This window comes from Microbacterium sp. ISL-103, assembly GCF_018613995.1.
Taxonomy (GTDB): Bacteria; Actinomycetota; Actinomycetes; order Actinomycetales; family Microbacteriaceae; genus Microbacterium.
Window position 1 is genome coordinate 1 of record NZ_JAGGPD010000191.1, and the last position, 6,987, is coordinate 6,987.

Genomic DNA, 6,987 nt, shown 5'->3' on the forward strand with positions numbered 1-6,987 from the left:
GGCCCCGGGGAGTCCGCCCCCGGGCGGTATGTGAGGCCGGGCATCACGGAGTTGGCCGGTCAACCCGGTGTCGAGGAGATCGCTGAGGTCGGCGACGTCTCACTCTGGCGAATCACAGCGTGCGCGCGGTGAGCTCGACAGATGCGTCGGTAAGATCTCACTCGATGCGCCCGAATGATCCGTCCGTTCTCGTCGTCATACCGGCTCTGAACGAAGAAGACTCCGTCGGAGCGGTCGTCCGCTCCGTCACTGCGGCCGTCCCCTCTGCCCGGTGTCTCGTCATCGACGACGGATCCACTGATCGCACGGCGCTGCGAGCCCGCGACGCGGGAGCCATCGTGCTCTCGCTGCCGTACAACCTCGGCGTCGGCGGAGCAATGCGCGCAGGCTTCCGATTCGCTCGTGATCACGGTTACCGAGTCGTCGTGCAGGTCGACGCCGACGGCCAGCACGACCCCTCGGCGATCCTCGAGATGCTCGAGGGACTCGGCGATGCCGACCTCGTGATCGGCGCGCGGTTCGCGGGCATCGGCGACTACGGCGTGAAGGGCCCGCGTCGGTGGGCGATGCGCGTGCTGGCCACGATCATGAGCCGCGTGGCGCGGACGCGCCTCACCGACGTCACGAGCGGATTCAAGGCGGCAGGACCGCGAGCAGTCGCGCTCTTCGCCGACAACTTCCCCGCCGAGTACCTCGGCGACACGATCGAGGCTCTGGTGATCGGCGCGAGGGCGGGACTCAGGATCACGCAGGTCCCTGTGGCGATGCGTCAGCGTCAGGGCGGAGAGCCCTCGCACCGGCCGTGGAAGGCGGCGGTCTACCTGACCAGGGCGTGTGCGGCGTTCGGCTTGGCGATGCTGCGCCCGCGCACCCGGATCGAGGATGTGCGATGAACCCCGTCACCTATGCCTTCGGCATCGTCGCCGCGCTGCTCGCGCTGTTCGCCATCATCGAGCTCATGCGACGGGGGACGCTTCGCGAGCGTCACGCCGTGTGGTGGTTCGTGGGTGGCCTGCTCGCGCTGATTCTCGCAGTGTTCCCGCAGACCCTCACCTGGGCCGCGCGGGCACTCGGTGTCACACTGCCCGTCAACCTCATCTTCTTCGTCGCCATCGGTCTGCTGTTCCTGGTGAGTCTGCAATACGGTGCCGAGCTGACGCGCACCGAGGAGAAGATGCGTGCCCTCGCCGAGAAGGCCGCCTTCCATCAGCAGCGCATCGAGCAGCTGGAGGAGCGGGTGGCCGATCTGACGGCCCCCCGTGGCGACGTCGACCCCGGGGGAGAACGGTGAGCCGTGCCTCGCGCGCCGTCATCGCCTCCCGGCTGTTCCCTCCGGAGGTGAGCGCCGGAGCGTTCCGATTGGGAGCTCTCGCCGCGGCTCTGCGTGATCAGGGCGAGGTGCGGGTGCTCACCACGACCCCGCCCTCGCATGCTCCGCTGACCTCTGACGCGCCGGGGGTGGATGTCCGCCGGTGGCCGGTGCTTCGCGACCGTGGTGGAAACGTGCGCGGCTACATCCAGTACATGAGTTTCGACGCGCCGCTGCTCCTGCGGCTGCTGGTCTCGCGATTCGATGTGGTGGTGGCCGAGTCGCCGCCGACCACCGGGATCGTCGCCTCGGTGGTCGCCGCAGTGAGGCGTCGTCCGCTGGTCTACTACGCCGCGGACGTGTGGACCGACGGTGTCATCTCCATGGGGGCCCCGAAGCCTGTCGTGGCGGTGATGCGCTGGATGGAGAGCACGGTGTTGCGCCACGCCTCGGCGATCATCTCCGTCTCGGACGAGGTGACCGAGAGGCTGCTTCTGCTCGGCGCGGACTCCGCCCGCATCGCCACAGTGGGCAATGGGATCGACACCTCGGTGTTCACCCCCGAGGCCCAGGCGCCGCCGTCCACCGCGCGGTACTTCGTCTACACGGGGACGATGTCGGAGTGGCAGCGACCGGACGTCTTCATCCGGGCCTTCGCTCAGATCGCGTCCGAGGCGCCCGACGTCCGCGTGAAGTTCTTCGGGCAGGGAGCGGTCGAACACGACCTGCGGGCGCTCGCGGAGGAGATCGTGCCGGGCCGCGTCGACTTCGGCGGCGTGGTGAGCCCGGCAGAGTCGGCGGGATGGATCCGTGGGGCGGTCGCATCTCTCGTCAGCATCGTTCCCGGCATCGGCTACGACTTCGCGCGGCCGACGAAGACCTATGCGGCGGCGGCCGTCGGCACGCCGGTTCTCTTCGCCGGCCCGGCGACGGGATCGCGGCTCGTGGCGGATGCCGGCCTCGGAATGGCCGTGCAGTTCGACGCCGATGAGATCGCCCGCGCGATGCGGGTGCTGCTCGAGGAAGAGACGAGCGGTCGGACGGAACGGACCAGGGACGTACGCGCCGGGTGGGCGCGGGAGCACGTGTCGCTCACGGCTGTGGCGGCGCGGGTGGCGGCGGTGGTCTCGCAGGTTCGTCGGAGCCGGAAGGCTAGGATCGAGGATGCGCATTCTGCGCACCCCGGACCCAACGGAAGGCCTGCCTCTTGACCAACTCCGCAAGCGTGCGGGTCGTCGACTCCGCCGATGTCTCGGCCGACGCGTCGATCGGCGACGGTTCCTCGATCTGGCATCTGGCGCAGGTGCGCGAGAACGCCCGGCTCGGTGAGAACTGCATCGTCGGGCGAGGCGCGTACATCGGCACCGGCGTCGTGATGGGCGACAACTGCAAGGTGCAGAACTACGCGCTGGTCTACGAGCCGGCGAAGCTGGGCGACGGCGTCTTCATCGGCCCCGCCGTCGTGCTCACCAACGACACCTACCCTCGCGCGATCAATGCCGACGGCACGATCAAGAGCGCGCACGACTGGGAGCCCGTCGGGGTGACGATCGAGCGCGGAGCTGCCATCGGAGCCCGGGCGACATGCGTCGCCCCCGTGACCATCGGCGCATGGGCGACGGTCGCCGCGGGTGCCGTGGTCGTGAAGGACGTTCCCGCATACGCGCTCGTGGCGGGCGTGCCCGCACGCCGCATCGGCTGGGTGGGCGAGTCGGGCGTGCCGCTCGTGCGCGGCGACGACGAGAACATCTGGGTATGCCCCACCACCGGCGATCGATTCTTCGAAACTGACGGAAAACTGACCAAGGAGACCGTGTGAGCGAGTTCATTCCCCCCGCGAAGCCCATCATCGGAGATGAAGAGCGCGCAGCCGTCGATCGCGTGATGCGCAGCGGCATGGTCGCGCAGGGCCCCGAGGTCGCGGCGTTCGAGAAGGAGTTCTCCGAGCACTTCGTGCCGGGGCGTCCCTCCGTGGCCGTGAACTCCGGCACCGCCGGACTCCACCTGGGACTCCTGGCGGCCGGCGTCGGTGCGGGCGATGAGGTCATCGTGCCCTCCTTCACCTTCGCTGCCACCGGCAACTCGGTCGCGCTGACCGGCGGCACGCCGGTGTTCGTCGACATCGAGCCCGACACCTTCTCGCTCGACCCCGAGGCGGTCGCCGCGGCGATCACGCCGAAGACCAAGGGCATCCTGCCGGTTCACCTCTACGGTCACCCGGCGCGCATGCGCGAGCTCGAGGCTCTCGCCGCCGAGCGCGGAGTCGCTCTCTACGAGGATGCGGCTCAGGCTCACGGTGCCGCGCTCGACGGTCGACCCGTCGGCTCGTTCGGCGAGTTCGCGATGTTCAGCCTCTACCCGACCAAGAACATGACCAGCGGCGAGGGCGGCATGGTCACCACGGCCACCGACGAGATCGCCCGCCGTGTGAGGCTCCTGCGCAACCAGGGCATGGAGCGTCAGTACGAGAACGAGGTCATCGGCTTCAACGCGCGCATGACGGACATCCACGCGGCCATCGGTCGCGTGCAGCTCACCAAGGTCGACGCATGGACCCGCCAGCGTCAGCAGAACGCCGCGTTCCTCGACGCGAACCTGCAGGGCGTGGTGGTGCCCCCCGTCGCCGATGGTGCTGTGCACGTCTATCACCAGTACACGATCCGCGTTCCGGAAGACCGTGACGGCTTCGTCGCTGCCCTCAAGAACGAATACAACGTGGGTGCGGGCGTCTATTACCCGATCCCGAATCACCGTCTGCCCTCGCTCACCCACTTCGCACCGGGGCTCGACCTGCCCGAGACCGAGCGCGCAGCTCGCGAAGTCGCTTCTCTCCCCGTGCACCCGTCGCTCAGCCAGGATGACCTCGAGCGCATCGTCGCGGCCGTCAACGCCGTGGCGAAGGCAGGCGCCTGATGACGCTCCGCGCCGGTCTGCTCGGCGTCGGGATGATGGGGCGCCACCACGCCCGGGTGCTCCGTGAGATCGACGGCATCGACCTCGTCGCGATCGCCGACCCCGGCGGAGACCCGCACGGCGTCGCCGGTGATCTCGAGATCCTTCCCGACATCGATGCGCTGATCGCGGCAGGCATCGACATCGCGGTCGTCGCCGTTCCCACTCGTTTCCACGAAGACGCGGCGCTGAAGCTCGCAGCCGCGGGCGTGCACACGCTGGTCGAGAAGCCGATCGCCCACAGCGTCGATGCGGGCCAGCGGATGGTCGATGCCTTCGCCGAGGCGGGTCTGGTCGGAGCAGTCGGGCACATCGAGCGCTTCAACCCGGCCCTTCAGGAGCTGCGGCGCCGGATCGAAGCCGGCGAACTCGGCGCGGTCTATCAGGTGACCACTCGTCGCCAGGGGCCGTTCCCGTCGCGGATCGCCGACGTCGGTGTCGCCAAGGACCTCGCGTCCCACGACGTCGACCTCACCGCCTGGGTCGTGCAGAGCGACTACGAGCGCGTCTTCGCGCAGACGGCGTTCAAGTCTGGTCGTGAGCACGAGGACATGATCACGATCACCGGTCGCACCGCGTCCGGCGTCATCGTGAACAACATCGTCAACTGGCTCAGCCCGATGAAGGAGCGCGTCACGGTCGTCACGGGGGAGAAGGGCGCGTTCGTCGCCGACACCTCCACCGGCGACCTCACGTTCTACGCCAACGGCACGATCCCCCTCGAGTGGGAGTCCGTGTCGTCGTTCCGCGGGGTCTCAGAAGGAGACGTCACGCGCTACGCGTTCGCCAAGCGCGAGCCGCTGCGCGTCGAGCATGAGGCCTTCCGCGATGCCGTGCTCGGGCAGCAGACCGACGTCGTGACCATGGAACAGGGGCAGAGGACGCTCGTCGTCGTCGAGTCGGCGCTCGAGTCGGCGCGCACCGGCGCGTCGATCATCCTCTGAAAGCCCTCGACTCCTGTGAGACATGAACCCTGACCCGACGACACCCACGCCCGAACGGACGGTACTGGTCCTCTCGTACTCGCGCATCGCCGAAGACCCTCGTGTGCGCCGAGAGATCGACTGGCTCCGCAGCGACGGTTGGACGGTGGACACGCTCGGTCTGGGTCCGCACCCGACAGACGAGGTCCGCGACCACTTCGAGCTGGGCGACCCCGTGCGATGGACACGCGGACGGCTCGGCACCCTGGCGACCCATTTCCTGATGCCCGCGCGATCGCGCTTCCGCCTCCTGGTGACGCGCCGCGTTCCGCAGGAGCTCCGCAGCAGGATCCGCGCGGGGGGATACGACCTCGTGGTTTTCAACGAATACGAGTTCGTCCCCTGGGTGGAAGACCGCCGCGACTTCTCGGCAGCAGCCCTACGAGGGCGACGGCACCTCGACCTGCATGAGTATCGCGATCCGGACGTGCGACGCCGCAACCTCGGTGGTCGGCTGATGGGGCCTCATTACCGATGGGTCCGCAGGCACATCGGATCACCGCGCTTCACGAGCCGCTCGGTCGTCAACACCCCGATCGGACGCCTGTACGCAGACGAGTTCGGGATTCCGGTGCCGGCCGAAGTCCGCAACGCTCCGCCGTTCGTACCGGGACTCGAGCCGAGCGAGGTCGACCCCGCGGACATCCGGATGCTGTTCCACGGGAGGCCGAGTTGGGCTCGAGGGTTCACGGAGATACTCGCGGCGCTGAGAGAACTCCCCGAACGCTTCTCGATGACCTTCATGCTGACCGAGAATCCCGCGGTTCATGCCAAGCTCCGCGCGGAGATCGCGGCGCATCCGGCGAAGGACCGTATCCACATCGTCCCGCCCGCACCCATGCGCGAGATCGCGCAGTCGATCAACGAGTTCGACATCGAGATCGTCTTCTACCGACCCAACGGGACGTACAACATCCAATACGCGATGCCGAACAAATTCTTCGAGGCCGCCCAGGGGCGGTTGGCTCTCGTCGTCGGCGAGACACCGACCTTGGCGCCGATCGTCCGCCGCTACGAGCATGGCGTCGTCGTGCCGGAGTTCACCTGGGAGTCTCTCAGAGACACGCTGGCGGCTCTGGACGCGCAGGAGGTGACGCGGATGAAGAACAACTCGCGCATCGTCGCGGCGGAACTCAACTCCGAATCCGAGGGCCGGGCGTTCCTGGCGGCCATCCAGGCCACGGGGGGAGCATCATGAAGGCCAACTGGGCGCTGTACAAGGAAGTCCTGGGGGTTCTGCCGCGCAGTGCGTCGCGGTTCCTGACCTTCTACGCGGCGATCATGGGCGCACTCGCCCTGATGGACGGGTTCGCGCTGGGTATGCTCGCCGTCGTCATCTCGCCGCTGATCAGTCGTCAGCCCATCGATCTGCCGATCGTCGGCACGCTCGAGGGTGCGCAGATCCTGATCCCGCTCGGCCTGGTGTGCGTCCTGATCGTCCTCAAGGGCGTGTTCGCCCTCACCCTCCAGTGGTTCGCGACCCGACGCTTCGCCGCCTACGAGCTTCAGCTCGGCGTACGCGTGTTCGACGGGTACATCCGCGCCCCGTGGATCGAGCGTCTTCGTCGCAACTCCTCGGACCTGGTCCGCATCAGCGACTCGAGTGTGAGCACGACCATCTCCGGCTTCCTGCTTCCTGGGGCGTCCGTCATCGGTGAGTTCATGAGCTTCTTCTCGCTCATCCTCGTGCTCGGCATCGCCCAGCCGTTCGTCGGACTCGTCCCGCCCGTCCATCCCGGGGCG

The 6,987-nt window shown here is 68.1% G+C and carries 7 protein-coding genes and 1 pseudogene; all 8 read left to right on the forward strand.

The genetic code is table 11. From position 1 onward, the window contains the following. Positions 1-164: 164 nt before the first annotated feature. A complete protein-coding gene (locus tag J7E68_RS08040; protein WP_215171524.1) occupies positions 165-893 on the forward strand; it encodes a glycosyltransferase family 2 protein in 729 nt (242 codons plus the stop codon). Further along, positions 890-1,291: a DUF2304 domain-containing protein gene (locus J7E68_RS08045; protein WP_215171526.1), complete on the forward strand. Its 402-nt coding sequence runs from the start codon at positions 890-892 to the stop codon at positions 1,289-1,291. The genes J7E68_RS08040 and J7E68_RS08045 overlap by 4 nt, the downstream gene beginning before the upstream one ends. Beyond that, positions 1,288-2,520 (forward strand): glycosyltransferase family 4 protein, encoded by a 1,233-nt coding sequence (locus J7E68_RS08050; RefSeq protein ID WP_215171528.1) that lies wholly within the window; start codon positions 1,288-1,290, stop codon positions 2,518-2,520. Before J7E68_RS08045 ends, J7E68_RS08050 begins: the two co-directional genes overlap by 4 nt. Beyond that, on the forward strand, positions 2,517-3,128 hold the full coding sequence (locus J7E68_RS08055) for an acyltransferase (protein WP_251048773.1): 612 nt from the start codon (positions 2,517-2,519) through the stop codon (positions 3,126-3,128). The genes J7E68_RS08050 and J7E68_RS08055 overlap by 4 nt, the downstream gene beginning before the upstream one ends. Then, a complete protein-coding gene (locus J7E68_RS08060; protein ID WP_215171530.1) occupies positions 3,125-4,222 on the forward strand; it encodes a DegT/DnrJ/EryC1/StrS aminotransferase family protein in 1,098 nt (365 codons plus the stop codon). The genes J7E68_RS08055 and J7E68_RS08060 overlap by 4 nt, the downstream gene beginning before the upstream one ends. Then, a complete protein-coding gene (locus J7E68_RS08065) occupies positions 4,219-5,205 on the forward strand; it encodes a Gfo/Idh/MocA family protein (RefSeq protein WP_215171536.1) in 987 nt (328 codons plus the stop codon). Before J7E68_RS08060 ends, J7E68_RS08065 begins: the two co-directional genes overlap by 4 nt. A gap of 22 nt (positions 5,206-5,227) precedes the next feature. Continuing rightward, positions 5,228-6,442 carry a hypothetical protein gene (locus tag J7E68_RS08070; protein WP_215171532.1) on the forward strand — a complete coding sequence of 405 codons (1,215 nt, stop codon included), beginning with the start codon at positions 5,228-5,230 and terminating at the stop codon, positions 6,440-6,442. Further along, a pseudogene (locus tag J7E68_RS08075) lies at positions 6,439-6,987 on the forward strand (ABC transporter ATP-binding protein); the annotation flags it as partial. The gene J7E68_RS08070 and the pseudogene J7E68_RS08075, both read left to right, overlap by 4 nt.

What these genes read in the sequence shown, in the direction of transcription:
- J7E68_RS08070 (WP_215171532.1), top strand. Translation starts at nt 5,228, where the DNA reads ATGAACCCTGACCCGACGACACCCACGCCCGAACGGACGGTACTGGTC.
- J7E68_RS08045 (WP_215171526.1), top strand. Translation starts at nt 890, where the DNA reads ATGAACCCCGTCACCTATGCCTTCGGCATCGTCGCCGCGCTGCTCGCG.
- J7E68_RS08040 (WP_215171524.1), top strand. Translation starts at nt 165, where the DNA reads ATGCGCCCGAATGATCCGTCCGTTCTCGTCGTCATACCGGCTCTGAAC.